Origin of the sequence: Nocardioides sp. LMS-CY (genome assembly GCF_018732145.1) — a bacterium.
GTDB classification, from domain to species: domain Bacteria; phylum Actinomycetota; class Actinomycetes; order Propionibacteriales; family Nocardioidaceae; genus Nocardioides; species Nocardioides soli.
This window is the reverse complement of record NZ_CP076104.1, coordinates 1,083,773-1,106,694: the sequence shown is the minus strand read 5'-3', so window position 1 is coordinate 1,106,694 and position 22,922 is coordinate 1,083,773. Positions and strand designations below refer to the sequence as shown.

The 22,922-nt window shown below is 74.2% G+C and carries 20 protein-coding genes and 1 tRNA gene; 10 read left to right on the top strand and 11 right to left on the bottom strand.

Features of this window, described 5'->3' with window-relative positions; all coding sequences use genetic code 11:
• Nucleotides 1–94 precede the first annotated feature (94 nt).
• Nucleotides 95–3,271: an ATP-binding protein gene (locus KM427_RS05320; protein WP_215526513.1), complete on the top strand. Its 3,177-nt coding sequence runs from the start codon at nucleotides 95–97 to the stop codon at nucleotides 3,269–3,271.
• On the opposite strand, the gene KM427_RS05315 is transcribed toward KM427_RS05320, so the two are convergent.
• Complete coding sequence (locus KM427_RS05315) at nucleotides 3,251–4,051, bottom strand: oxamate carbamoyltransferase subunit AllH family protein (protein WP_183592951.1); 801 nt, start codon at nucleotides 4,049–4,051, stop codon at nucleotides 3,251–3,253. The two genes, KM427_RS05320 and KM427_RS05315, sit on opposite strands and share 21 nt — an antisense overlap.
• A 7-nt stretch (nucleotides 4,052–4,058) precedes the next feature.
• Complete coding sequence (locus KM427_RS05310) at nucleotides 4,059–5,498, bottom strand: YlbE family protein (protein WP_215526512.1); 1,440 nt, start codon at nucleotides 5,496–5,498, stop codon at nucleotides 4,059–4,061.
• Nucleotides 5,499–5,569: 71 nt separating this feature from the next.
• Between KM427_RS05310 and KM427_RS05305 the strand changes: the two genes are divergently transcribed.
• Nucleotides 5,570–6,565 (top strand): AIR synthase related protein, encoded by a 996-nt coding sequence (locus KM427_RS05305; protein WP_215526511.1) that lies wholly within the window; start codon nucleotides 5,570–5,572, stop codon nucleotides 6,563–6,565.
• On the opposite strand, the gene KM427_RS05300 is transcribed toward KM427_RS05305, so the two are convergent.
• The 3 genes from KM427_RS05300 to KM427_RS05290 are packed head-to-tail and all read right to left on the bottom strand — an operon-like array spanning nucleotide 6,566 to nucleotide 8,997.
• Nucleotides 6,566–7,078 (bottom strand): MSMEG_0567/Sll0786 family nitrogen starvation N-acetyltransferase, encoded by a 513-nt coding sequence (locus tag KM427_RS05300; RefSeq protein WP_215526510.1) that lies wholly within the window; start codon nucleotides 7,076–7,078, stop codon nucleotides 6,566–6,568.
• A gap of 8 nt (nucleotides 7,079–7,086) precedes the next feature.
• A complete protein-coding gene (locus KM427_RS05295; protein ID WP_215526509.1) occupies nucleotides 7,087–8,262 on the bottom strand; it encodes an MSMEG_0568 family radical SAM protein in 1,176 nt (391 codons plus the stop codon).
• Nucleotides 8,263–8,319: 57 nt separating this feature from the next.
• Nucleotides 8,320–8,997 carry a hypothetical protein gene (locus KM427_RS05290; RefSeq protein WP_215526508.1) on the bottom strand — a complete coding sequence of 226 codons (678 nt, stop codon included), beginning with the start codon at nucleotides 8,995–8,997 and terminating at the stop codon, nucleotides 8,320–8,322.
• 106 nt (nucleotides 8,998–9,103) lie between these two features.
• Here KM427_RS05290 and KM427_RS05285 point away from each other — a divergent pair, with 106 nt between their 5' ends.
• The 3 genes from KM427_RS05285 to KM427_RS05275 are packed head-to-tail and all read left to right on the top strand — an operon-like array spanning nucleotide 9,104 to nucleotide 12,793.
• On the top strand, nucleotides 9,104–10,108 hold the full coding sequence (locus KM427_RS05285; protein WP_215526507.1) for a carbamate kinase: 1,005 nt from the start codon (nucleotides 9,104–9,106) through the stop codon (nucleotides 10,106–10,108).
• Nucleotides 10,105–11,634 carry an AllF/FdrA family protein gene (locus KM427_RS05280; protein WP_215526506.1) on the top strand — a complete coding sequence of 510 codons (1,530 nt, stop codon included), beginning with the start codon at nucleotides 10,105–10,107 and terminating at the stop codon, nucleotides 11,632–11,634. Before KM427_RS05285 ends, KM427_RS05280 begins: the two co-directional genes overlap by 4 nt.
• A gap of 10 nt (nucleotides 11,635–11,644) precedes the next feature.
• Entirely contained in the window at nucleotides 11,645–12,793 is a 1,149-nt protein-coding gene (locus KM427_RS05275) for an MSMEG_0565 family glycosyltransferase (RefSeq protein WP_215526505.1), read from the top strand.
• A gap of 34 nt (nucleotides 12,794–12,827) precedes the next feature.
• Here KM427_RS05275 and ahpF read toward each other — a convergent pair whose 3' ends face one another.
• The 5 genes from ahpF to KM427_RS05250 all read right to left on the bottom strand — a co-directional run bounded on the left by ahpF (nucleotide 12,828) and on the right by KM427_RS05250 (nucleotide 17,898).
• Nucleotides 12,828–14,408 carry an alkyl hydroperoxide reductase subunit F gene (ahpF, locus tag KM427_RS05270; protein ID WP_215526504.1) on the bottom strand — a complete coding sequence of 527 codons (1,581 nt, stop codon included), beginning with the start codon at nucleotides 14,406–14,408 and terminating at the stop codon, nucleotides 12,828–12,830.
• On the bottom strand, nucleotides 14,408–14,971 hold the full coding sequence (ahpC, locus tag KM427_RS05265) for an alkyl hydroperoxide reductase subunit C (RefSeq protein ID WP_215526503.1): 564 nt from the start codon (nucleotides 14,969–14,971) through the stop codon (nucleotides 14,408–14,410). Before ahpC ends, ahpF begins: the two co-directional genes overlap by 1 nt.
• Nucleotides 14,972–15,017: 46 nt before the next feature.
• The gene (gene glyA / locus KM427_RS05260) at nucleotides 15,018–16,316 is read right to left on the bottom strand and encodes a serine hydroxymethyltransferase (protein ID WP_215526502.1); all 1,299 of its coding nucleotides are present in this window, start codon (nucleotides 16,314–16,316) and stop codon (nucleotides 15,018–15,020) included.
• A 53-nt stretch (nucleotides 16,317–16,369) separates the two neighbouring features.
• Nucleotides 16,370–16,440: transfer RNA gene (locus KM427_RS05255), tRNA-Cys, on the bottom strand.
• 90 nt (nucleotides 16,441–16,530) lie between these two features.
• Complete coding sequence (locus KM427_RS05250) at nucleotides 16,531–17,898, bottom strand: aminotransferase class I/II-fold pyridoxal phosphate-dependent enzyme (RefSeq protein ID WP_215526501.1); 1,368 nt, start codon at nucleotides 17,896–17,898, stop codon at nucleotides 16,531–16,533.
• Nucleotides 17,899–17,921: 23 nt separating this feature from the next.
• On the opposite strand from KM427_RS05250, the gene KM427_RS05245 reads away from it, so the two are divergent.
• Nucleotides 17,922–18,719, top strand: a complete 798-nt coding sequence (locus KM427_RS05245) for a YggS family pyridoxal phosphate-dependent enzyme (protein WP_215526500.1) — start codon at nucleotides 17,922–17,924, stop codon at nucleotides 18,717–18,719.
• A 105-nt stretch (nucleotides 18,720–18,824) separates the two neighbouring features.
• Nucleotides 18,825–19,640, top strand: coding sequence for a slipin family protein (locus KM427_RS05240; protein ID WP_252275082.1), 816 nt, complete (start codon nucleotides 18,825–18,827; stop codon nucleotides 19,638–19,640).
• Nucleotides 19,641–20,041: 401 nt separating this feature from the next.
• On the opposite strand, the gene KM427_RS05235 is transcribed toward KM427_RS05240, so the two are convergent.
• A complete protein-coding gene (locus KM427_RS05235) occupies nucleotides 20,042–20,392 on the bottom strand; it encodes a DUF488 domain-containing protein (protein ID WP_252275081.1) in 351 nt (116 codons plus the stop codon).
• Nucleotides 20,393–20,491: 99 nt separating this feature from the next.
• Here KM427_RS05235 and KM427_RS05230 point away from each other — a divergent pair, with 99 nt between their 5' ends.
• The 3 genes from KM427_RS05230 to KM427_RS05220 all read left to right on the top strand — a co-directional run bounded on the left by KM427_RS05230 (nucleotide 20,492) and on the right by KM427_RS05220 (nucleotide 22,921).
• Nucleotides 20,492–21,097, top strand: coding sequence for a DUF2249 domain-containing protein (locus tag KM427_RS05230; protein ID WP_215526499.1), 606 nt, complete (start codon nucleotides 20,492–20,494; stop codon nucleotides 21,095–21,097).
• Nucleotides 21,098–21,120: 23 nt separating this feature from the next.
• Nucleotides 21,121–21,591 carry a hypothetical protein gene (locus tag KM427_RS05225; protein WP_215526498.1) on the top strand — a complete coding sequence of 157 codons (471 nt, stop codon included), beginning with the start codon at nucleotides 21,121–21,123 and terminating at the stop codon, nucleotides 21,589–21,591.
• 142 nt (nucleotides 21,592–21,733) lie between these two features.
• Nucleotides 21,734–22,921, top strand: a complete 1,188-nt coding sequence (locus KM427_RS05220; protein WP_215526497.1) for a hypothetical protein — start codon at nucleotides 21,734–21,736, stop codon at nucleotides 22,919–22,921.
• Nucleotide 22,922: the final 1 nt, after the last annotated feature.

Here is a 22,922-nt window from a genome sequence, read left to right as displayed (position 1 = left end):
ACGGCGAAGAGCGCGCACAACCGGACATCGCATCTATTATCAGCCAGAGCGTATCGCATAGGAGACGCACCGGCCGGGGAGGAGGTGGCGCCGGATGAGCCGCGAGAGCACCTCCACCGTCTTCGTCCTCGGAGAGCTCGAGGTCGTCGATCCGTCGGGTCGAGCACTCGGTCCCGTCCCGGCCGGTCGCGCCCAGGTGCTGCTGCGTCGCCTCGTCGCCGCCGACGGAGCCGCCGTGGAGACCGGCGCTCTCGTCGACGCGCTGTGGGACGACGACGTGCCGAGCACGCCGGAGCGGGTGATCGCCTCGCTGGTGAGCCGGATCCGCAAGGCCATCGGGGCCGACGCCGTCACCGGCTCCTCGGCCACCGGCTACCGCTTCAACGCCGGCCCCGCCTGGACCAGCGACATCGCTCAGCTGGAGGAGCTGACTCGATCGTGCCAGGCGCGCGCGGCGCTGAGCCCCGCGGTCGCCGTGGCCGCCGCCCGGCGCGGCTTCGCACTGCTCGACCGCGGTCAGCCGCAGCTGGGGTCGGCGTTCGCGCAGCACGCGTGGGCCGAGGACCAGCGTCGCTACGTCGAGGGGCTGACCCGGCGCCTGCATCGCTCCTGCTGGGAGGCCGAGGCGCACCTGGGCATGTGGCCCGAGATCGCCGAGCAGGCGGCGGAGGTGTTCGGCTCCGACCCCCACGACGAGCTCGCGGGCCGGGCCCTGATCCGCGCCCTGTGGCACCTGGGCGACCGCGCCGAGGCACTGCGGACCTACGAGCGGCTCCGCGAGCAGCTGCGCGAGCAGTTCGGCGTCGATCCGAGCCCCGAGACCGACGCCCTCTTCAGCACGATCGTCAGCGGCCAGGACCCGGACGCGCCCCGGAGCACCGACACCGCACTGGAGCTGGACTCGCTCGCCCTGATCGGGCGCCGCGTCGAGCTGGACGCGCTGGTGGCCCGGTGGCAGCGGGCCGTCGACGGGGAGCCCGGGGTCGTGGTGATCACCGGCAACCCCGGCGCCGGCTGCTCCACGCTCGCCCAGGCACTCACGGCCGTCGCGCAGGAGTCGGGAGCGCGCGCGATCCGCGTGGACTGCTTCGAGGGCGCCCGGTCCTCCGCCCTGCAGCCGCTGGTCTCCGTGCTGAGTCGCATCCTGCTCAGCACGCCGCCGGAGGCCCTGCCGGCGCTGCTGGGCGGGTGGACCGACACCGCGACCGAGCTGGTGCCCGAGCTGCGCGAGGTGGTCGGCCCGGTCGCCTACCGGCGCGCCAGTCCGGAGATCGAGCACCGGCGGGTGCTGCACACCATGCGGCACATCCTCACCGCCAGCGCCGAGACCCAGCCGCTGATCCTGCACTTCGACGACCTGCACCTGGCCGGCGCCGCGACCATCGACGCCGTGCAGTGGCTGCTGCACAGCGACAGCCGGGCACCGGTGCTGCTGGTGGCGACCGCCCCGATCGATCGCCTGGACAGCGGCCTGCGCGGCCTGGCCGACACCGGCCTGCTCGTCGAGCTGGGGCCGTTGACCGAGTACGACGTCGCCGTCCTGGCCGAGCGCGCCGGTCTGGCCAGTGAGGCCGCCTTCGTCTGGGACCTCACCCAGGGGCACCTGATGTTCGTCGTCGACGTGCTGGCGGCCCTGGGGCGCGGCGAGCGGCGCGAGGACATCCCGGGCACCCTCCGCTCCATGGTCCTGCACCGCGTCCGGCGCAGCGGCTCCGAGGTCGAGGGGCTGCTGCAGGCGGCCTCGGTGATCGGCACCGCGTTCGCCCCCGATACCCTGCAGCAGCTCGTCGACCGCAGCCCGGCCGAGTTGATGAACGTGCTCCAGACGGCCTCGGCCACCGGCCTGATCGTCTCCCGCAACGACCGGTTCGTCTTCTCGCCGCCGATCCTGGGCCGCGCGCTCTACGAGGACCTGCCCGGCCCGATCCGCGTCCTGCGGCACCGGCAGCTCGCCGAGATCCTCGCCGACCGGCCCGAGCTGCGGGCCCACCACCAGGAGCGCGGCGGCCTGGTCGCCGCCGCCGCTCACTCGTGGTTCGAGGCGGCCGACCTCGCCCGGCGTGCCTTCGCGAACGCCGACGCGGTCCGGCTCTACACCTGGGCGCTCGCCGGCGCCCGGGAGGTCCAGGACCATGCCCTCGAGGGCGAGGTGCTGATCGGCCGCGGTGCCGCCCGCGAGGATCTGGCCGACTTCGACGGCGCGACCGAGGACCACCTGCGGGCCGAGGAGCTCGCGGTCGCGGGCGGCGACCGCAAGCTCCGCGCCCGGGCGGTCGAGCGGCTGGGCTGGACCGCCTACTACCGACGCGACGTCGACGAGACGTTCGCACGGGCCGAGGAGGCGTCCCAGATGCCCGAGGCGGGCCCGGGCGCCTGGAACCTCCTGGGCCGCACCCGGCATTGGGCCGGCGACTTCCACGGGGCACACCAGGCCTACGAGCGCGCGCTCGAGGAGATGGGCTCCGAGGACGAGGCGATCCGGGCCTCGGTCCTCAGCTGCCTGGGGGCCCTGCTCGAGCACGCCGACCGCTACGGCGATGCCATCGAGGTGCTCGACGAGGCCGTGGCCGTCTCCCACGACCTGGGCACCTTCCACCCGCTGCTGCGCGGGCTGTTCTTCGCCGGGATGGCCCGGGCGAACGCGGGCGACCTGTCCGGCGCACTGACCGCGCTGCAGACCAAGGCGGCGATACTGGAGCGCTACGACGTGGCGTTCTACCGGGCACGCACCAACACGACGCTCGCCTGGGTGTGGCGCGAGCTGGGCGAGTCGTCCCGGGCGCAGCTGCTGGCCGAGCTCGCCCTCAGCCAGTCCCGCGAGGTGGAGGCCGGCAGCCTGCAGATCGAGCAGGAGCTGCACGCGCTGGTCGCCCTGGCCGACAGCGAGCTCGCCGCCGGCCGCAGCGACCTGGCCGCCGAGCGGCTGAGCGCCGCCCAGGGGCTGGTCGACGCGTGGCTGCCCTTCCGGTGGCGCGGCGACCTGCGGGTCAAGGAGGTCGGCGCCCGGATGGGTCTGGTCGCCCCGGAGGCGCTGCTGGTCGCCGCGCGCGAGGCGCAGTCGCCGAAGTACCAGACCCTCGCGCTCCACCTGATGGGCCGGCGCGAGGAGGCGGCGGCGCTGGCCCGGCAGACCGGGTCGCTGCTGCTCCTGGGCGAGGTGGGGGCGCCGGCGGAGGCCGACGACGCCCTGCGCCGGCTGGCCGCCTCGCTTCCGCAGCAGCTGCGCGCCGGATTCGTCCGGGCCGGTCGCCTACCCCGATCCCGCGCCTGAGGGCGCACCACCGAGCCGCCGGCGGAGCCGGGCCAGACGGGCGCCGGTCGCCAGCCCGAAGAGCAGCGCCCCACCCGACGACGCGCCGATCCGGCGGACCCGGGCGGCCGCCTCCGCAGCTCCGGCCGCGTCCGCGACCGCGACCGACCGCCCGAGGTCGTGCACCGGGGCGATCGACTCGCCGCGCTCGGCCCAGTGCAGGAACCCGCGACTCAGGTCCGTGGTCCGCGCCGCCACGGCGGCCGCGACGTCCGCGGACTCCTCGTCCGCCGCGATCCACGCCCGGGCCAGCAGCAGTCCGGCCACCACGTCGTCGCCCGCCGGGGTCAGCCCGCCGCCACGGCCGGCCAGGGTCCGGGCCGCGGCGACCAGGTCGCGGCGGACCAGTGCGTCACGGACGCCCGGCCAGCAGCCGTGCAGGTCGGCGGGCAAGGGATCGGGCAGCGTCGACAACCCTTGGGCGAGCCGGACCAGCCGCTCCGGGTCCCCCGGCCGCGGCAGCCACGGCGCATAGGGCTCCACCTCGGCCAGGTCGACCGCCCAGCCCCGCCCCTGGAGCAGGTCGCCGGACCGCCGGACCGGCTCTCCCTCGCCGACCCGAGGTGGGACGTCCACCACCAGATGGAGGGGGCCGCACGGGATCGCCGGGCCCGCGACGGCGTACACCCCGGCGGGCGTGCCGATGTAGCAGCCGTGCCGGAAGCGACCCACGACCCGGCCGGTGACGCCGTCGGGATGCAGGTCGGGTACGCCGCGGCCGAGGCCGGTCGGCCCACGCACGGTCGTCTCAACCAGCGGTCCGGGTCCCTCCGGCGAGCCGTCGGTCGAGGTCGAGCAGGGCCGCGGCGAAGCACTCGACCGGAGCCCACGCGACCCCTGCGCCGACCTGACCGACCCCGTCGGAGACGTGCACGATGCCGGTGTTCACCGCCGGCGTCACCCCGGACTCCACGACCCGGCGCACGTCCACGCCCACCGGGGTGCCCACGTTGTCGAGGATCGGCAGCCGGAACCGTGGGCTCTCCCCGACGCAGATCCGCTGCATGCTCCGCGTCGCCGCGATCGCGTCGGCCATCCGACCGCCGAGGAAGCCCGCCACCGCCGGCGAGTTGGCGGCCGCGGGGCCGCCCAGCCCGATCAGCTCGAGGACCGCGCTGTCGCCGATGTCGGGCGCGCTGGTCTCCGGCCCGTAGCCCGGGTAGTAGAGCGCGTCCTGGATGGGCGGCGAGGGCGCGAGGAACCAGTCCCGGCCGGCTCCGGCGAGCCGGATCCCGTAGTCGGTGCCGTTGCGCGCCATCGTCGTCACGATGCTCGACTCGGGGACCTCCCCCGCCCATTCGGTGAGCGACTTCGCCGCGGCCATGGCGACGTTGAGGAACATCAGGTGGTTGGCGCTCAGGAAGGTGGCCGCGTCCGCGGCGCTGGGGTGAGCGCTGCGGACGAGATAGGGCAGCAGGTCGCGCAGGAACAGGTTGGTGGTGGCCTGCACCCGCATGTGCACGTCGTCGCCCATCGGCACGCCCTGGGCGGCGAGCGCCAACACGTCCACCGGCCCGTGTGCCTCCACCGCCTCGGCGAGCACCGGACCGAGGTGGTCGCGGACGAACCGCAGCCGGTCGATCGCCTCGTCGGAGTCCACCCCGAACCACGGCACCTGACCCGAGCCCTGGTTGAGGCTGGAGTACGTCGTCAGGCCCGCGGCTTCGTTGCGGACCTCGTAGACCGGCGCGCTCGGACCGATCGAGGTGGCCATCGGCACCACGGTGCGATGCTCGTTGGCCGGCCGCAGCTCGACCTCGCCCGCCTCGACCAGCGCCGCGGCGGCGGCCACGTCGGGCGCCCAGCCCTCGGCGACCACCGTCGCCTGCACCGAGCGGCGCAACGGGTCCGGCATCCGGTCCCAGGTGATCCCCGGACCGCTGTGCAGCACCGTCCGCCCGCCCATGCCGGGCACGGCCTCTCCGGCGGTGCGTACGCCGACCAACAGCGGAACGCCTTCGTTGAGCCGCCGGACCACCTCGGCGTTGGCGGCGTCGACCCGCTCGGCGTACGGCCCCGAGAGCCGGCTCAACGCGGCCACCAGCTCGGTGTCCCCGCCCGCGGGGATCCGCCAGTCCACACCGATCACGGCGTGGCCCTGGTCCCGCACGGCCTGCTCGAAGAGCGGGAGCCCGACGTTGACCACGTCCACGGACTTCGGGAGATCGACGACGGGCGACTGCGTCATGGGTGCGGACCCCTTCACGAGCGACGATGGATGTCTCGAACGACATTGACGTTTACTATACGATACGTCGGATGGCGAACACAGCACCGCTCAGTCCCCCGACCGCCCACCCGGCACGGCCGGACCTGGCCGACGTGGTGCGGGTGGTCCGCGAGCACAGCGGGGTGACCGGGAAGCGGCACATCGCAGGAGTCCGACGGATCGTCGGCACCGACGATCCCCTGCACGGCCCCGGCGACGACGGCGCGGTCGTGGAGCTCGACGGCGCCCGGGCCGTGGTCTGCGGCGAGGCGATCGCACCCGCCTTCGTCACCGCGGACCCCTACGGCGCCGGCATCGCCGCGGTGCTGGCCAACGTCAACGACATCGCCGCGATGGGCGCGGTCCCCCATGCGATCGTGAACACGCTGGTGGGACGGGCGGCGGAGGTCGACCGGGTGCTCGACGGGATGCGCGACGCCGCGGCGATCTACCGGGTGCCGATCGTCGGCGGCCACCTGACCGCCAGCGACGGCGACGCCTCCCTGTCCGCCTTCGCCCTCGGCCAGACCCGGGCACCCCTCTCGATGGCCCACGTCCGACCCGGACAGGCCCTGCTCCTCCTGTCCTGCCTGCACGGCACCATGCGCAGCGACTTCCCGTTCTTCACCACACTCGAGCAGCAGCGCGAGACGCTCGCCGACGACGTCCGGCTGCTGGCCGGCGTGGCCGAGTCCGGCGCAGCGGTCGCCGCGAAGGACGTGTCGATGGCCGGCCCGCTCGGGTCGCTCGCGATGCTCCTGGAGTTCACCCGGCACGGCGCGGTCGTCGACCTGGACGCCATGCCGATCCCCTCCGGCGTCGACCCGTTGCGCTGGGCCGTCTCGTTCCCCACCTACAGTTTCTGGCTGACCGCGGCCGCCGACCGGGTGCCGGAGTGCCTCGACCGGTTCGCCGCCCATCCCCACCTGACCTGTGCCGCGGTCGGTGAGGTCACCGAGTCCAGCCAGGTGGTCCTGACGCAGGGCTCGGAGCACGAGGTGCTGATGGACCTCGCCCGCGAGTCGGTGACCGGCCTCTGGGCCTGATCACCGCAGCCCGACCGGGCGAGGCGGCCAGCTCCGGGCCTCCGCCTCGGTCAGGTCGAAGTGCATCAGCTGGTGGTCGAAGCCGCAGTACGGAGCCGGGTCGCCCATGGCGCGCCAGCCGAGCCGGCCGAAGAAGCGGACGTTGGGCAGCTGGATCTGCGCCTCCATCACCTCGCCGCCGGCCGCGGCGGCGGCGGTCACGGCGAAGCGGACCAGCTCGGCGCCGACGGTCGAGGACCGGTGCTCGGGCAGCACCGCCAGGCGGTCCCCACGCCAGCGCCCCGGACCGAGGCGGTAGAGCCGGACCGTGCCCGCCACCTCGTCGCCCTCCGCGGCGAGGACGTGCACCGTCGCGGGATCCGCGTCATGGGCGTCGATGTCGGTGAACTCCATGATCCGCTGCTCGATCACGAAGACCCGATGCCGTACGGCGTAGTGCGCGGCGCGATCGGTGACTCCGGCCGCCCAGACGGCGATCGTCGGGGACTCGACGACGGCGCCCCTCGCACTCATCGCCGGCCTCAGGACGCGCTGCGGGCGGGGATCCCGCCCGGCATGGAGGGCATCCCGAGCTGGATCGACCGCTCCAGCGAGCCGAGGGCCGAGCACGCCTGGCAGCGGGCGCAGCCGGCGGCGACCTTGTCGGCGGTGAGCCCCCGCCGGACCAGCTCCGGCGCGACGGCGCGGGCGATCCGCTCGGTGTAGTCGGCCGCCGGCGGCACCGCATCGGCCATCAGGCTCCCCGGCACCGGGCGCAGCGGCACGATGAACGGGTAGACCCCGATGTCCACGGCCCGCTTGCAGCCCTCGATCGTCAGCTCGGGATCCTCGCCCATCCCGAGGATCACGTACGTGGTGACCTGGCCCTCGCCGAACCGCTCGACGGCGTACTCCCAGGTCTCGAAGTAGCGCTCGATGCCGGTGCGAGCCTTCGGCGGCGCGACCCGAGCGAGCACCTGGGGGTCGAACGACTCCACATGGATGCCCAGGCTGTCGATGCCGCGGTCGCGCACCGTGTCGATCACCGCGAGATCGGTGGGCGGCTCGAACTGCACCTCCACGGGCAGCCCGCTGGCCTCCTTCATCGCCTGGCCGCACTTGCTGACATAGAAGGCCCCGCGGTCCTTGCCGTACGTCGACCCCGTCGTCAGCGTGATGTCCACCGCGCCGTCGAGGTCACGGGCGGCGACCGCCACCTCGGCCAGCTGCTCGGGGCGCTTGACCTTGACCGTGCTGCCCGAGTCGAGGGAGACGCCGATGCCGCAGAACCGGCACTGGTCGTCGTTGCCCCAGTAGGCGCAGGTCTGCAGCACCGTGCTGGCCAAGGAGTCCAGGTGCATCAGCGCGAGCTTCCAGTACGGCGTCCCGTCGGCCGTGGACAGGTCGTAGAACCGGGGCCGGTTCGCCGGCGTGGCCGAGGCGAGCCGGACCCCGTCGCGGTAGATGCCGTGCCCCGAGTCCTCGCTGAGCATCTCGTAGGGGGAGTCGCCCACGTAGCCGGCGTCGACCGGCACCGTCACCGGACTCCCCTCGACCCAGATCATCCCGGCGTCGGAGGGTCCGGCGCCGCCGGGGCGCCGCTCCAAGGGACCACTGATCCGTAGGCCCTTCTCCTGGAGCTGGAGGATCAGGTCGCTGAGGCGACCTGCGTCGTCGGCAGTGGTGACGGGTCCACTGCTCGATGCCGTCTGGGTCACGGTGGTCCTTCCCGGTAGGCGCTGTCTCACTGTAGTTCTCGCAAGAGATGCCGTCTACTATCCGACACGTTCGGGGCCGTACGCCTCGATCGCGCGGACCAGTGCGGCCTCGGCATCGCGAGCAGACTCCTCGTCGGCGTAGTCACCGACCATCGCCAGCAGCGCGGCCGGCGGGTCGGCGATCGCGTGATCACCCGTCTCCGGCTCCAGCGCCAGCACCTCCAGGGCCCACGAGCACTCGAGCCCCGAGCCCAGCGCCGGCTGGTCGACCCGCTGGACCGCCAGCCCGCTCGGGAGGTGCATGCGGACCTCGACCACCGGAGCGCCGTACTCGACGGCGTCCGCACGGGACCGATGGATGTCCACCCACGCGCCACCCTCCGCCCGCGCCTCCGCGATCCGGTCCACGCGCGCCCGTCGCGCCTCCAGTGCCACGACCCTCTGGTGCCGCAGCGAGAAGGCCGCGCCCGCGACCTGGTCCGCCACGATCGCCCCGGGCGGCAGGCCGGCCTCGTCGGCCACCTCGGCCGCCAGTCGCTCGGCCTCCGACCACCGGTCGACGAGCTCGTCGGTGGTCTCGACGTCGGCGAGCCGGTCGACCAGGGCGCGCACCAGTCGGATCGCACGCTGATAGCGCTCGACATCGCCGCCACCGAGCGAGTAGAGGGACTGCTCGGCCGAGCGCCAGCCGGCCACCAGGGTGCGCACCGTCAGCTCGTCCATCGCGGCCTCCATGCCTCGCCTCATTGGCTCGTTCCGGGAACGTGTGTCTACTATACGACACGTCCTCTGTCATGGTGTCTGCAGCGGACCGCACCTGACCGGGAGGTTGAGACCCCAGATGAACGAGGTCGCCGTGATCGCCCTCGGTGGCAACGCGCTCACCAGGGAGGGCCAGCGCGGGACGCTGGAGGAGCAGTACAGCAACGCGCTCGCGATGGCCAGATCCGTGCGCTCCCTGCTGCGCAAGGGCTGGCGGATCGTCATCGTGCACGGCAACGGACCCCAGGTGGGCAACCTGGCGATCCAGCACGAGGAGGGCGCCCGCCTGGTGCCCGCACTGCCGCTCTACTCGCTCGGCGCGATGACCCAGGGGGCGCTCGGCAGCCTGATCTGCCTCGCCCTGCACGAGGTGTGCGCCGCCGAGATCTCCGGCGCCGTCTCGGTGGTCACCCACATCGTCGTCGACGCCGACGACCCGGCGTTCACCAACCCGACCAAGCCGATCGGCCCGTTCTTCGAGCAGCAGGTCGCCGAGGACTTCGCCCGGACCCGTGGCTGGACCATGGTGCCGGACTCGGGTCGCGGCTTCCGGCGCGTGGTGCCCTCCCCCGTACCCCGGGCGATCCTCGAGGCCGACGCGATCGCCACCCTGACCGCGGCGGGCAACATCGTGGTCGCCGCGGGCGGCGGCGGCATCCCGGTCGTGCGCGAGAACGGCGTGCATCGCGGCGTCGACGCGGTGATCGACAAGGACCTCGCCGCCGAGCGCATCGCGGTCGCCGCACGAGCGACCGCACTGGTGATGGTCACCGGGGTGCCGGCGGTGAAGCTGGACTTCGGAACGCCGACGGAGCGGGCGATCGCCGACATGAGCGTCGGCGATGCTCGGCGGCACCTGGTCGACGGGCAGTTCCCCCCGGGGTCGATGGGCCCCAAGATGAGCGCCGCCATCGAGTTCGTGGCGGGCTCGCCGCCCGGCGCCCGCCGCTTCGCGGCGATCACCACCCCCGAGCTGGTGTACGCCACCCTCGACGAGCCGCACGGCATCGTCGAGGGTGAGCGTGGCACCCGGATCCTGCCCGAAGATGTCCCCGCGCACCTGGTCGAGGAGCCTGTCGGATGACCACCCGCGTCACGGTACGGAAGAACGCCTACAAGGACAGCGTCCGCCTCCTGGAGGCGACCAGAGCGGTCCTCGAGTCGCCCGGCGTGGACTGGGGGTGGGCGCTGATGGCCACCCCGGCCAACCTGGAGACCCTGGCCGAGCAGGGGATCACCGAGGGCCTCACGGGCGCCGTCGCCAACGATCTCGTGATCGCCGCGACCGCCGACTCGGAGGAGAGCGCCGAACGCGCACTCGCCGTGGCCGAGGCCACGCTGTTCGAGGCGGGGTCCGCCGAGCAGGACGAGGTCGAGCGCACGGCCGCCGACCTGGGCGCCGCCCTGGTCGAGCACCCGGCGGCCAACGTCGCGATCGTCTCGGTGCCCGGCGCCTACGCCGCCCTCGAGACGCACAAGGCCCTGACGGCCGGCCTGGACGTGCTCCTCTTCAGCGACAACGTCCCGCTCCCCCAGGAGGTGGAGCTCAAGCAGCGGGCCCGGGCGCTCGGCCGCCTGGTGATGGGCCCCGGCGCCGGCACCGCCATGCTCGCGGGGGTCGGTCTCGGCTTCGCCAACCGGGTCAGCCCGGGGCCGGTCGGCGTCGTGGCCGCCGCCGGCACCGGTGCGCAGGAGGTGATGAGCCTGCTGCACGGCTGGGGCGTCGGCGTCACACACGTCATCGGCGTCGGTGGCCGCGACCTCTCCCCCGACGTGGACGGGCTGATGGCCGAGTCGGCGCTGCGCGCCCTCGACGCCGACGACCGGACCGAGGCGATCCTCCTCGTCTCCAAGCCCCCGTCCCGGGAGGTCGCGGAGCGGCTGCTCGGCATCGTGCGGAAGCCGATGGTGGCGGCGCTGATGGGCCTGCAGGAGACGCTCGCCGCACCCGATCACGTGCGTGTCGTGAACACCCTGGAGGCCGGCGCCGTCCGCACCCTGGCCCTGGCCGGGGGCACCGAGCCGGATCTGGTCGGCGACCTGGGCGAGCAGGTCGCGACCGCGATCACCGGTCTCCCCCAGGACCGGCGCAAGCTCGTGGGCCTCTACAGCGGGGGCACGCTCTGCTACGAGGCGCTGACCATCGTGACGCCGCACCTGGGACCGATCCACTCCAACGTCCCCCTCGAGAAGGGGCTGACCCCCGAGACGGCGGCGCCCGGCGACCACCTGCTCCTCGACCTCGGGGAGGAGGAGTACACCCAGGGCCGGCCGCACCCGATGATCGACCCGCAGGCCCGGGTGGAGTTCCTCCACCAGCAGGCCGACGACCCCGCGGTCGCCGCCGTCCTGCTCGACGTGGTCATCGGCGACGGTGCCCACGCGGATCCCGCCGGGATGCTCGCCCCGGCCGTCGAGAAGGTCATCGCGTCCGGTGCGGTCGTGGTCGCCTACGTCCTCGGCACCGACCTGGACCCCCAGGACCGGGCCGCCCAGGTCGCCACCCTCCGCGCCGCGGGCTGCGTGGTCGCCCCGACCGCCGCCCGGGCCGCGCTGGCGGGTGCGGCGATCTCACTGCGGGACCCCGCACTGGTCGCGCAGGAGCTGTGAGGTCCCCCGGATGAGCAGCACGCGGATCGCACTCACCACCTACTCGGTCAAGCCACGCGGCGGCGTCGTGCACACGCTCGAGCTGGCCGAGGCGCTGAGCGCCCGCGGCGCCGACGTCACGGTGGTCGCGCTCGCCGAGGCGGGTCGGGGGTTCTTCCGCCCCACCGCGGTGCCGGTGCACCTCGTGGAGTCGCCGCCGCCGGCGCCGACCCTCGAGGAACGGGTCTTCGACTCGATCGCCGCCCTCACCGACGCGTTGCGCCGGATCGGGCCCGGCTTCGACATCGTGCACAGCCAGGACTGCATCTCCGCCCGGGCCGCCGCCCGGGTCCGCGACGCCGGTGCCGGCTTCCGGCTGATCCGCACCGTGCACCATGTCGACGACTTCACCACGCAGGCGCTGATCGACTGCCAGCGCGCGGCGATCGAGGAGCCCGACGAGGTGCTGGTGGTCAGCGAGCTCTGGCGCCGGCTGCTCGCCGAGGAGTACGACGTACCGGCCCGGGTGGTGACCAACGGCGTGCGGGCGGATCGGTTCGCCGGGACGCTCGACGCGGTCCGGCGCAAGGAGCTGCGCGCCGAGATCGGCGCCGAGGACCGGTTCCTCTACCTGACCATCGGCGGCATCGAGCCGCGCAAGGGGAGCCGGCACCTCGTCGACGCGCTGGCCCGGCTGCGGCACACCCGGCCGGATCCGCCGATGCTGGCCGTCATCGGCGGCCACTCCTTCCAGGACTACCGCGCCTACCGCGAGGAGGTGCTCGGTGGTCTGGAGGCCCAGGGTCTGGCGCTCGGGCGGGACCTGGTGCTGCTCGGCACCCTCTCCGACGACGCGGTGGTGGACTGGCTCCACGCCGCCGACGGCTTCGCCTTCCCCTCGCTCAAGGAGGGCTGGGGCCTGGTGATCCTGGAGGCGATGGCCGCCGGCCTCCCCGTGGTGAGCTCGGACCTCGAGGTGTTCGGCGAGTTCCTGACCCCCGACGTCGACGCCGTGATGACCCGGGCCGGCGACGATGCCGACCTCGCGGCCGGCCTGGCCCGGCTGCTCGACGAGCCGGCGACCCGCACGCGGCTCGCCGACCACGGCCCGCGGGTGGCGGCGCGCTACTCCTGGGCGAACACCGCCGACCAGCACCTGCGGATCTACCGCGGCTCGTGAGGTGACGAGGCCGCTCCCCACGGAGCGCGTCTGATCACCCGGCGCGGGCGCCTTCGGGCGACCGGATGAGGTGGTCGAAGGCGGACAGCGCCGCGGTGGCGCCGTCGCCGGCGGAGGTCACGATCTGCTTGTACGGCGCCGCGGTGCAGTCGCCGGCCGCGAACACGCCCGCGACGTCCGTGCGACCGCGGTCGTCGACCACGACCTCGCCCCGCTCGTTGAGGCCGACGACGCCGCTCAGCCAGTCGGTGGCGGGCAGCAGCCCGATCTGGACGAACACGCCGTCGACCGGCACGTCGTGGATGCTGCCGTCGTCGCGGCTCGCGTAGCGCAGCGCCGTGACCCGGTGCCCGTCGCCGAGCACCTCCTCCGTCTCCGCCGACGTGACCACGTCGACCGTGGACAGGCCGCGCAGGGTTCGCTGCAGGACCGCGTCGGCGCGCAGGACGCGGTCGTACTCGAGCAGGGTCACGTGTGCGGCCAGGCCCGCCAGGTCGATCGCGGCCTCGACCCCGGAGTTGCCGCCACCGACGACGGCGACCCGCTTGCCCCGGAACAGCGGCCCGTCGCAGTGCGGGCAGAAGGTGACGCCGCGGTTGAGGTACTCCTCCTCGCCGGGCACGCCGAGCCGCCGCCAGCGGGCGCCGGTGGCGATCACGACCGTGCGCGAGGCCAGCGTCGCGCCGTTGCTGAGATCGACGGCGATCGGCGCGCCGGGCTGCTCCGGCGGGCGCACGGAGGTAGCGCGGTGCGCGACCACCACGTCGACGTCGTGCTCGCGCACGTGGCTCTCCAGCGCGGCGCCCAGGTGCGTCCCCTCGGTGCGCACCACGGAGGGGAAGTTCTCGATGCCCGCCGTGTCGAGCACCTGGCCGCCCATCCGCTCGGCCAGCAGCGCGGTGCGGATGCCCTTGCGGGCGGCGTACATCGCCGCGGTCACGCCGGCCGGACCGCCGCCGACCACCAGGACGTCGTACGGCGGACGGGCGGCGAGGTCGGCGGCCTCTCGCTCGCCGGACGCCGGGTCGAGCCGCGCGACGATCTCGGCCAGCCCCATCCGGCCCTGCCCGAACGGCTCTCCGTCGAGGAAGACCGCCGGCACGCTCAGCACCCCGCGCTCCTCGATCTCCGCCGCGAACGCGCCGCCCTCGATCGCGGTGTGCGACACCTGGGGGTGGAGGGCGCTCAGGGTGTTGAGCGCCTGCACGACGTCGGGGCAGTTCTGGCAGGTCAGCGAGAAGTAGGTCTCGAAGTGCAGCGGCCCCTCCAGGGCACGAGCGCGCGCGAGCAGGTCGGCGTCCGCCTGGGGTGGGTGGCCGCCGACGTGCAGCAGCGCCAGCACGAGGGAGGCCAGCTCGTGGCCCAGCGGAAGGCCCGCGAACCGGACCCCGACGTCCTCCCCCGGTCGGGTCACGAGGAACGACGGGATGCGCGCGTCCCGATCGGGGACGCCCCGGACGGCGGACACCAGCGGGCTCACCTCGGCGATCTCGCTCAGCAGCTCCCAGGTGCGATGCGAGGCCGCGCCGTCGTCCAGGTCGGCGACCAGCTCGACCGGCGTCCGCAGGTGCTGCAGGTGCACGGCGAGCTGCGCCCGGAGATCGGGGCCGAGCATCAGAGCTTGCCCACCAGGTCGAGGGACGGCGTCAGGGTGTCGGCGCCCTCGTCCCACTTGGCGGGGCAGACCTCGCCCGGGTGCGCGGTGATGTACTGCGCCGCCCTGACCTTGCGCAGCAGCTCGGCGGCGTCGCGGCCGATCCCGGCGTCGTGCACCTCGACGGTCCGGATCGTGCCCTCGGGGTCGATGACGAAGGTGCCGCGCAGGGCCTGGCCGTCCTCCTCCACGAGGACGCCGAAGGCCCGAGAGAGCCGGAGCGCGGGGTCGGCCAGCAACGGGTAGCGGACCTTGCCGACGGCGGCCGAGGTCTCGTGCCACGCCTTGTGGGCGAAGTGGCTGTCGGTCGACGCGCCGTACACCTCGACGCCGATCGCGCGGAACTCCTCGTAGAGGTCGGCGAGGTCCTCGAGCTCGGTCGGGCATACGAAGGTGAAGTCGCCGGGGTAGAAGACGATCACGCTCCACCGGCCGCGCAGGTCCTCGTCGGTGACCTCGCGGAAGGCACCCTCCTGGTAGGCGTGGACACGGAACGGCGGGACGGTGGTGTTGACGAGGGACATCGGGCTGGTTCCTGTTCTCGATGAGGTTGATCGGGGGCGGGGATGCTCAGGGGCGGGCGGGCTCGCCGGCGTACAGCGGGTGCTCGGCCACCAGCCGGTCGATCCGGGCGCGCAGGGAGTCGGGGCCGGCGGCGCCGAGGAGCGCCTGGGCGACGACGTCCGCGAGCTCGGCGAACGCCGCATCGCCGAAGCCGCGGGCGGCCAGGGCGGGCGTCCCGAGCCGGAGCCCGGAGGCGACCGAGGCCGGCCGCGGGTCGAAGGGCACGACGTTGCGGTTGGTGGTGATGCCGAGATCGCCGAGGCATCGCTCGGCGTCGAGGCCGGACAGGGCGGCGTCGCGCAGGTCGAGCAGGACCAGGTGGACGTCGGTCCCTCCGGTGAGCACGGAGATGCCGGCCGCCGCCACGTCGGGAGCGCTGAGGCGCTCGGCGACGATCTCGGCCCCGCGCAGCACCCGCTGCTGCCGCTCGCGGAACTCCGGCCTGCCGGCCAGCAGCAGCGCCGTGGCCTTGGCCGCGATGACGTGCATCAGCGGACCACCCTGCTGGCCGGGGAAGATCGCCGAGTCCACCGCGCGCGCCCACTCCGCCCCGCACAGGATCAGGCCGCCGCGCGGCCCGCCGAGTGTCTTGTGCGTCGTCGTGGTGACGATGTCGGCGTACGGGACGGGGTCGGGGTGCAGGCCGGTGGCGACCAACCCCGCCACGTGCGCCATGTCGGCCCACAGCACCGCCCCGACCTCGTCGGCGATCGCTCGGAAGGCGGCGTAGTCCAGGTGCCGCGGGTACGCCGACCAGCCCGCGACGAGCACCCGCGGCCGCTCGGCCAGCGCCCGCTCGCGCACCTGGTCCATGTCGAGCCGGTACGACGTGCGGTCGACCCCGTAGGAGCGCGCGTCGTAGAGCCTCCCGGAGAAGTTGGCCCGCATCCCGTGCGTGAGGTGGCCGCCGTGGGAGAGCTCCTGGCCGAGCAGGACGTCGCCCGGCTGGGCGATCGCCGCGAGCACCGCGGCGTTCGCCTGGGCGCCCGAGTGCGGCTGCAGGTTGACGTGCGTGGCACCGAACAGCGCCTGCGCCCGCTCGATGGCGAGGCGCTCGGCCACGTCGACGTGCTCGCAGCCGCCGTAGTAGCGCCGGCCCGGATAGCCCTCGGCGTACTTGTTGGTGAGGACCGATCCCTGGGCCTGGAGCACCGACCGGGGTGCGACGTTCTCGCTGGCGATCATCTCGAGGCCGGAGCGCTGCCGGCGGAGCTCGGCGTCCAGCACCGCCGCGATCGCGGGGTCGACGTCGCCCAGATCCGCGTCGAGCACGTGGGCGATCGGGCTGGGGTCGGTGACGGTCATGGTGTCCTCTCAGGGGCATGGCGAATGTCAGGGCGGATGTCGAGGCGATGTCGAGGTGGAGGCAGGAGTCGAACCTGCGTACGCGGTGCTGCAGACCGCGGCCTTGCCTCTCGGCCACTCCACCGGGTGGGGTCGTTCAGGTGCAGGGCATCGCCGAGACCGGCGACGAGCCCACGACCGACGTGCTCATGTCGACGTGCTCATGTCGACGTGCTCATGTCGACGTCTCGCCGGACACCACGGGACTCCCTGCGACCGCGGCCGCCACGTCCGCGACCAGCTGCTCCGCCGTCGCGGCGTCGAGCGCGTGGACCGTCAGCCGCAGGTGGTGTGCCGACGGGCCGTCCTCCGCGAGCGCGAAGTCGTCGCCGATCCGCGCGAGCCACCCGCGCCGCATCAGCCGCTGACCGACCCGAGCGGCGTCGCCCCGGACGTCGACCCATACGTTGAGCCCGTCGTCGGCGCGAGCGGCCACCCCGTGGGCGGCCAGCCCGGCGACGAAGGCCGCGTTGCGCTCGGCGTAGTGCGCGCCCGCCGCGGAGACCGCACCGCCGACCGCGGGGTCGAGGAGCAGCGTGCGGGCCAGCCGCTGCAGGAGGTGGCTCACCCACGTCGTACCGGGGCTGATCCGGGCCGCGAGCCGCCCTCCGGTCTCGGGGTCGGACGCGACGAAGGCCAGCCGCAGGTCGGGGCCGAGGAACTTCGAGACCGAGCGGACCAGTGCCCAGCGGGCGTGCTCGGGACCGATGATGCTGTGGTAATCGGTGGTGGACAGCCGGGAGAAGTGGTCGTCCTCGATCACGAGCACGTAGGGGTGCTCGGCGAGCACCGCCCGCAACTCGGCCGCCCGGGCGGCGCTGAGGCTGGTCCCCGTGGGGTTGTGGGCGCGAGGCGTGCACACGACGGCACGCACCCCCGCGCTCAGGGCGGCGCGCAGGCCGGCGACCGTCATCCCCTCCTCGTCCATCGGCACCGGCATCGTGCGGTAGCCCGCCAGGCGGACGGTGTGGATGCTGGCCAGGAAGCACGGGTCCTCCAGGGCGACGGCGTCGCCCTGGGTGAGCGCCTGGGCGAGCAGCCGCTCGACCGCGTCCACCGCGCCGTGGGTGAGGGTCAGCCGGAAGTCCCGTGGCTGGTCGGTGGCGATCCACCGGGTCGCCCACTCGGCCAGCTCGGGGTCGATCACCGACTCGCCGTACAGCGTCGGGGGCGCCGACGACGCCGTCAGCGCGGCCGCGGCGTCCGGCAGCAACCGGGGGTCCGGGTTGCCGTGGCCGACGTCGCGCAGCTCGGTGTCGCGCGCGAACCCCTCCTCGGGGCCGTCGCTGCGCTCGGCGATGGTGGTGCCGGCCCGGCCGCGGGTCCGAGCGACGCCCGCCCGGACGAGCTGGCGGTAGGCCGAGACGACCGTGTTGCGGTTGACCCCGAGCACGTCGGCGAGCTGGCGCACCGGCGGCAGCGGCGCCCCGGGGCGGAGCGCACCGCTGTCGACGTGAGCGCGGACGCTGGCCGCGATCTCACTCGCGGTGGTCCCGGCGATCGGCGCGGTCACCGTCGACTCCCCCTCGCTCCAGTTTGGCATAGGCCAACGCTAACATATGACCTATGCCAAACGAACCGGGGCCCCTCGAGCCCGAGCCGCACTACCCCACGGCCCGCACCGTCGCCGACGTCGAGCGGAACCTCGCCGCCGTCCGCGACCGCATCGACGGCGCCGCGCGGCGCGTCGACCGCGACCCGGACGAAGTGCGGCTGCTTCCCGTCAGCAAGACCGTCCCCGAGGACCGGATCCGCCTGGCCGTCGCCGCCGGCGCCACCCTGCTCGGTGAGAACAAGGTGCAGGAGGCGCTCCGCAAGCACCGCGCGCTCGCGAACCTCCCCGTGGCGTGGTCGGTGATCGGCCATCTGCAGACCAACAAGGCCAAGGACGTGGCGAGCTTCGCTGCCGAGTTCCAGGCCCTCGACCGGCTCCGGGTCGCCGAGGCGCTCGACCGCCGGCTCCAGGCGGCCGGGCGCAGGCTCGACGTCCACGTGCAGGTGAACACGTCGGCCGAGGACTCCAAGTTCGGGCTGCCACCCGAGGAGCTGCCCGCCTTCCTGGCCGCGCTCTCCCCCTACTCCGCCCTGCGCGTGCGCGGCCTGATGACGCTGGCCCTCCTCACCCCCGACACCGACCGGATCCGGGCCTGCTTCCGCCTGCTCCGCACGCTGCGCGATCGGGCCCGCGAGAGCGACCCCGACCTGATCGGACCGGGCGAGCTGTCGATGGGCATGTCGGGCGACTACGAGATCGCGGTCGAGGAGGGCGCTACCTGCGTGCGGGTCGGCCAGGCGATCTTCGGTGCGCGCGCCACGCCCTCCCAGTACTACTGGCCCGAGCAGACCGGCCGCCCCACCGCGTGAACGAGCTCGCCCGTCCCGGCACCCGGTCGGCGACGCTCCGCCGGATGCGCGCGCGACGACCGGGACCTTGCCTCCGGCGTATCCTCGAAGGCGAGGCTCTCCTGCTTGACGGAGGTCGCCGTGGATGTCGTGTGGATCGTGTTGGCGGTGCTGTCGACGCTGGCCGTTGCGGGCTGGCTCGCCTCCGTGCGCGTCGTCAAGCAGGTGGAACGCGGCGTGGTGTTCCGGCTGGGCCGCGTCCAGCCTCAGCCACGGCGCCCCGGCATGACCCTGCTCGTCCCCGTCGCGGACCGGATGACGCGCGTCAACGTGCAGGTGGTGACGCTGCCCGTGCCGGCGCAGGACGGCATCACCCGCGACAACGTCACCGTCCGGGTCGACGCGGTCGTCTACTTCCGGGTCGTCGACCCCCTGCGGGCCGTCGTGGAGGTCCAGGACTACGCGTTCGCCATCGCCCAGGTCGCGCAGACCTCGCTGCGCTCGATCATCGGGAAGAGCGAGCTCGACGACCTGCTGTCCAACCGGGAGAAGCTCAACCAGGGCCTCGAGGTGATGCTCGACAGCCCGGCCGCTCCCTGGGGCATCGAGATCGACCGCGTCGAGATCAAGGACGTGGAGCTGCCGGAGACCATGAAGCGGTCGATGTCGCGCCAGGCCGAGGCCGAGCGGGAGCGGCGGTCCCGGGTGATCACGGCCGACGGCGAGTACCAGGCGTCGCAGCGGCTCTCCCAGGCGGCGGCCGCGATGGCGGACACGCCGGCGGCCCTCCAGCTGCGCCTCCTCCAGACGATGGTGGAGGTGGCCGCCGAGAAGAACTCGACGCTCGTGCTGCCCTTCCCGGTCGAGATGCTCCGCTACTTCGACGCGATCGCGGCCGGGACGTCGACCGCGTTGCCCGATCAGGAGTCGGATCCGGGGTAGCGACCCCGCCGCACTCGTCCCCGAACGCATCCAGACCGAGCACGTTCGCGCAGCCGACCCCCTACCGATTCCGGCACCGCCACCGGAGCCGCACAGTCAGGACACGACACGAACCCAGAGCGACGACGCGCGAAAACCGTCGGCGGCGACACCGGTCCGGCCAGATCGCCGACATCGGTGGCGTCGTCCGCAGTCGTGCCCGCTACGCGCTCGTCGCCGGCGTCCTGTCCGCGATCGGATTCCTCCTGCTCGGCGTGCTGTCGCATTCGGAGGCGGCCGGCGCGTCCCACGACGTGCTGGCCGCGGGCCGAGGCACCGAGGTAGCTGGTGATGCTGGTACCCGTCGCGCCGATGTTGATCGTGGCGACCAGGTTCCGCGACATCGTGGCGAGTGACGCGGCTCAGCCGCCGAGCAGCCGCGCCAGGACGGCCGCCTGGCTGTGCTCGAGGTCGCGGGCCGCGGTCAGCAGGCTGACCGGTCGGTCGCCGACGAGCTCGCGCAGCCGCTCCGCTGCGGCGCGGCCCGCGTCGGACTGCAGCTCGGCGCGGTACCGGTCGGCGAACTCCGGGAACCGCGCGACGTCGTGGGCGTACCACCGGCGCAGCTCGTGGGAGGGGCCGACGTCGGGGCACCAGCGGTCGATGCGCGGGTCGTCGCGACGCACGCCGCGCGGCCAGAGCCGATCGACCAGGACGTGGACCCGGCCGTCGGTCTCGACGTCGTAGAGCCGCTGTGCCCGGATGTCGGTCACCTGGCCACCGTAGCCCCGGGATCGGGGCTGTCCCCTCGCCTCATGATGTCCTAGAGTTTACACAACTCAATCTTGTATAAACGTGGTCAGGAGGAGCTCGTGACGACGACCGCGGCCGGGGGCCGGATCCAGGAGCTCGACGTGCGCGGGCTGCGCAAGCCGGACAAGCATCCGGCGATCTTCGCGACGTACGCCGCGCTGCCCGCCGGCGCGGCGTTCGTGCTGGTCAACGACCACGACCCGCGGCATCTCCACGACGAGTTCGAGGCCGAGCACCCGGGCAGCCACTACTGGGAGTACCTCAGCCGCGAGCCCCGCGACTGGCGGATCCGGATCACCAAGCTCACCACCACTCCCCTGCCCCGCCTGCTGGCGGACACCACGCTCCTGGCGGGTGCCGACGCGGCACCCGACCCGTCGGCCGCCGGGTGGCGGCTCCAGATCCGCGAGCGCGACCTGGACGCCGACGTCCGCACGCTCGCGCCCGGCGCCTCCGTCGAGGCCCGCACCGGTCCCGACTTCGACGTGCTCCTGCACGTGCTGGCGGGGGCCGGGCAGCTCGTCACCGAGCAGGACACGCTCGACCTGGCGCCGGGGGCGCTGGTCTGGCTGCCGCGCCGCTCCCGTCGCCGCTTCGTCTCCGGCCCCGGAGGGCTGCGCTACCTGACCGTCCACCAGCGCCGCCCGGCGCTGGCCCTCGGCTGAGCCGCGACGGACCGGCGCCCGTCATGTCGCAGACCGCCCACGCCGTGGTGCTCGCGGTGTTCGTCCTCGCGGTGAGCGTGTGGGTGGGCGGGTACGTCGCGATCGGCGTGGTCGCCCGCGCCGCGCGGGCCACGCTGCGGCCCGCCGACCGGGTGGCGTTCTTCCGGGCGCTGGGCCGTTCGTACCTGGGGGTGGGGGTCGCCGCGCTGGCGATCGCCCTCGCCGCCGGCGCGGTCCTGGTGCGCGATCACGAGCGCGACCCGCTGCTCGTCCTCACCGCGGTCCTCGCCGTCGCACTGGTCGCGCTGCTCGCGGTGGCGGTCGTCCAGGCCCGGCGGATGACGCGGCTCCGCCGGCGCGCCCTCGAGGCCGGCGCCGACGCGCACCTCGACGCGCAGGTACGCCGCGGCAGCCGCGCCGCCGGGGCGCTCCGGGCGATCCTCGGGCTGCTCACGGTGAGCCTCGTCGTGCTCGGCGCGTTCCTCGCCACCTGACGCGGGCCGGGCGGCCCCCAGCCGGCTGGGTAGACTCCCCCGAGCCCCGGTCGCCCGGTGGCCGTCGCAGCCGCCCGGCGAGAGCGACCGCGACCCGGGGCCAGCGCCACGTCGTCTCGCCCCGACTCACGGAGCCGCCCGGATGATCCCGCCGCTGCCGCCCGGCACGCACCTGATCCACATCGGTCCGCAGAAGACCGGGTCCACGGCGATCCAGTCCGCGCTGCACCGGGAGCGCGGCCGGCTGCGCGAGCTCGGCTGGGTCCATCCCGGTCGGGCCGGCCGGCCGGTCTACGCCACGGCCGCGGGGCTCGGGACCATCCCGCCGCCCGGCGGACGCGAGCCCGACATCGCGGAGTGGCACGCCTACCGCGACGAGGTCCGGGCGGCCGCGCCGTCGAGCGTCGTGATCAGCCACGAGGCCTTCGGGCGCAGCGACTCGGCCCAGGCGACCCGGGTGATCGAGGAGCTGGGCGGCGAGCGACCGCACGTCGTCGCGGTGGCGCGCCGGCTCGACCAGCTGCTTCCCTCCCAGTGGCAGCAGCGGGTCAAGGGCGGCGAGCCCCGCGCCTTCGAGGAGTGGCTGCGGGTCGTGCTCGACGACCGGCCCGACGACTGGGCATGGCGCAACGTCTGGCGCGGCCACGACACCGTCGCCCTGCTGCGCCGCTGGGCCGACATCGTCGGTCCCGAGAACGTCACGCTGCTGGTGCCCGGCAGCGACCACGCGATGCTGCCCCGGGCGTTCGAGCAGCTGATGGGGCTGCCGGAGGGCCTGCTGGAGCCGACGCCCACCCGCACGAACCGCTCGCTCAGCCGCACCGAGACCGAGCTGGTCCGGCGGCTGAACGTCGCCTTCCACCGGGAGCGCTGGGGCAAGCCGCAGCGCCATGCCCTGCTGACCCGCGGCCTCGTGCGCACCCTGGTCCTCTCCCCGGAGCCGGACGAGGCGACCGCCGACCGGGAGCGGCTGCCCGGGTGGGCGCTCGACCGGGTGCGGGTGCTGTCCGAGGCCCGGCTGGCCGAGCTCCCCGGGCTCGGCGTGCGCATCGTGGGCGACGTCGACGCCCTGCGCGTGCCCGACGACGACCCCGGCGCGGATCCGCAGCCGATCGCCCAGGTGCCGGTCGAGGTGGCCGCCACCACCCTGGAGGCGCTGGCCGCCGCGGCCGTGCGCGCCCACCGGGTGGAACGGCGGGGACACCGCCGCCAGGTGCGCCGGCTGCGGCGTACCGTCCGGCGGCTGCGACGCACGCGGCGGACGCAGGCACCGCGCCCCGGACCCGTGCGCCGGCTGCGGCGCCGGCTCGCGGCGCTCCGGCGCCGGTAGG

Coding starts and splice junctions, on each gene's coding strand:
- KM427_RS05245 (WP_215526500.1), top strand. CDS start 17,922: ATGCCAAACGAACCGGGGCCCCTCGAGCCCGAGCCGCACTACCCCACG.
- KM427_RS05225 (WP_215526498.1), top strand. CDS start 21,121: ATGTCGCAGACCGCCCACGCCGTGGTGCTCGCGGTGTTCGTCCTCGCG.
- KM427_RS05280 (WP_215526506.1), top strand. CDS start 10,105: ATGACCACCCGCGTCACGGTACGGAAGAACGCCTACAAGGACAGCGTC.
- KM427_RS05320 (WP_215526513.1), top strand. CDS start 95: ATGAGCCGCGAGAGCACCTCCACCGTCTTCGTCCTCGGAGAGCTCGAG.
- KM427_RS05310 (WP_215526512.1), bottom strand. CDS start 5,498: ATGACGCAGTCGCCCGTCGTCGATCTCCCGAAGTCCGTGGACGTGGTC.
- KM427_RS05290 (WP_215526508.1), bottom strand. CDS start 8,997: ATGGAGGCCGCGATGGACGAGCTGACGGTGCGCACCCTGGTGGCCGGC.
- KM427_RS05275 (WP_215526505.1), top strand. CDS start 11,645: ATGAGCAGCACGCGGATCGCACTCACCACCTACTCGGTCAAGCCACGC.
- glyA (WP_215526502.1), bottom strand. CDS start 16,316: ATGACCGTCACCGACCCCAGCCCGATCGCCCACGTGCTCGACGCGGAT.
- ahpF (WP_215526504.1), bottom strand. CDS start 14,408: ATGCTCGGCCCCGATCTCCGGGCGCAGCTCGCCGTGCACCTGCAGCAC.
- KM427_RS05250 (WP_215526501.1), bottom strand. CDS start 17,898: ATGCCAAACTGGAGCGAGGGGGAGTCGACGGTGACCGCGCCGATCGCC.
- KM427_RS05300 (WP_215526510.1), bottom strand. CDS start 7,078: ATGAGTGCGAGGGGCGCCGTCGTCGAGTCCCCGACGATCGCCGTCTGG.
- ahpC (WP_215526503.1), bottom strand. CDS start 14,971: ATGTCCCTCGTCAACACCACCGTCCCGCCGTTCCGTGTCCACGCCTAC.
- KM427_RS05305 (WP_215526511.1), top strand. CDS start 5,570: ATGGCGAACACAGCACCGCTCAGTCCCCCGACCGCCCACCCGGCACGG.
- KM427_RS05285 (WP_215526507.1), top strand. CDS start 9,104: ATGAACGAGGTCGCCGTGATCGCCCTCGGTGGCAACGCGCTCACCAGG.
- KM427_RS05220 (WP_215526497.1), top strand. CDS start 21,734: ATGATCCCGCCGCTGCCGCCCGGCACGCACCTGATCCACATCGGTCCG.